A 1,646-nucleotide genomic window follows, 5' to 3' on the forward strand; every position below is an offset into this window, starting at 1 on the left:
TCTGATCGGTTTCAAGGGTACGCTTTAATTCACCTGCTTGAATCCCATTTAATTTAACGGCGTAATTAGCTGAAAAGTCAGGAATATCTGCTGCCAAAGACACTTCTGAGGCAATGAGCAGCAAAAAAACACTGAACAATTTACGCATGATTAATCCTGTTTAGACTTCACCAGTTTTTGTATGGCAGCAGGATAGAGCTGATGTTCCTGCTCGAGCACTCTTGCGGCAAGACTTTCAGCAGAATCATCAGCCAGGATATTCACTTTTGCCTGCATAATCACGGGCCCATCGTCCAGTTCAGCTGTAACGAAATGAACACTGGCGCCATGTTCTTTTTCGCCAGCATCAATAGCACGCTGATGTGTATTGAGTCCTTTGAACTTAGGTAGCAGGGAGGGGTGAATATTAATCAATTTATTGCGATAGTGTTTAACAAATCCTGAGGTGAGAATACGCATAAACCCAGCTAAAATGACAAAGTCAGGTTTATAGTCATCAATCCGCTCAGCTAAAGCTTTATCAAAACTGTCTCTGTCAGAAAATGTTTTATGATCGACCACTGCCGTGGTGATAGACTGGGCTTTAGCATAGTCAAGCCCCGCAGCATCAGGACGGTTGCTGATGACGGCACTGACGGTCGCATCGATCTGTTGAGCATCAATGGCTTCAATTATCGAGCGCATATTGCTACCGCGGCCTGAGATTAAAATCACCAGCCGCGTTTTGTTTTCGTTGCTCATCATCGTTATTGGATATCGACTATTTCGTCAGCCGCATTGGCTGTTTCAATTTGACCGATTAAATTTGCTTGTTCGCCAGCACTATTCAGTACGGCTAAAGCTTCAGATACATCATTCTCTGCAACCACGATTACCATACCTATCCCGTTGTTAAATGTGCGATACATTTCTTTATCAGTGACATTGCCATTGTCTTGAAGCCAATCAAATACAGCAGGACGTTGCCAGCTGCCAGAGTCAATGACGGCTTTCACACCTTCAGGGAGAACACGTGGAATATTCTCCAGCAGGCCGCCACCAGTGATGTGTGATAAAGCATGAATACTGACATTCTCGTTAAGCTGTAAAAGTGATTTAACGTAGATTTTGGTAGGGGCCAATAACTTCTCCCCCAAAGTAGCACCATCAAATTCAGTTTTTAATGATTGACCGCTACGTTCAAGAATTTTACGGATGAGTGAGTAACCATTTGAATGAGGGCCTGATGCAGCAAGACCTATTAACTTATCACCAGCGGCCACTTTTGAGCCATCTATGACCGCTTCTTTTTCCACTACACCTACACAGAAACCCGCAAGATCATAATCACCTTCTTCATACATGCTTGGCATTTCGGCGGTTTCACCACCTACTAAGGCTGCACCCGCTTGCAGACAGCCTTCTGCTATGCCTGATACGACAGATTCAGCTATGTCTACGTCCAGTTTGCCGGTGGCATAATAATCGAGGAAGAATAAAGGCTCGGCACCTAATACAGCGATATCGTTGACACACATAGCGACTAAGTCGATACCGATGGTGTTGTGGATACCAGACTCAATCGCCAAGCGTAATTTAGTGCCGACACCATCCGTACCGGAAACTAAAACAGGCTGTTTGTATTTATCGACGGGTAGTTCAAAAAG

General features: G+C 44.5%; 2 protein-coding genes. Both read right to left on the minus strand.

The genetic code is table 11. From position 1 onward, the window contains the following. Window positions 1–150: 150 nt before the first annotated feature. A complete protein-coding gene (gene purN, locus B4K20_RS06470; protein WP_289282303.1) occupies window positions 151–744 on the minus strand; it encodes a phosphoribosylglycinamide formyltransferase in 594 nt (197 codons plus the stop codon). A gap of 2 nt (window positions 745–746) precedes the next feature. Then, the coding region (gene purM, locus B4K20_RS06475) for a phosphoribosylformylglycinamidine cyclo-ligase (RefSeq protein WP_289282304.1) at window positions 747–1,646 on the minus strand (900 nt) is incomplete at its 5' end.

Origin of the sequence: Methylophaga sp. UBA5088 (genome assembly GCF_002414625.1) — a bacterium.
In the GTDB taxonomy this organism is placed as follows: domain Bacteria; phylum Pseudomonadota; class Gammaproteobacteria; order Nitrosococcales; family Methylophagaceae; genus Methylophaga; species Methylophaga marina.

Excerpts from the sequence above, each read along its gene's own strand:
- purN (WP_289282303.1), bottom strand. The coding sequence starts at position 744 with ATGATGAGCAACGAAAACAAAACGCGGCTGGTGATTTTAATCTCAGGC.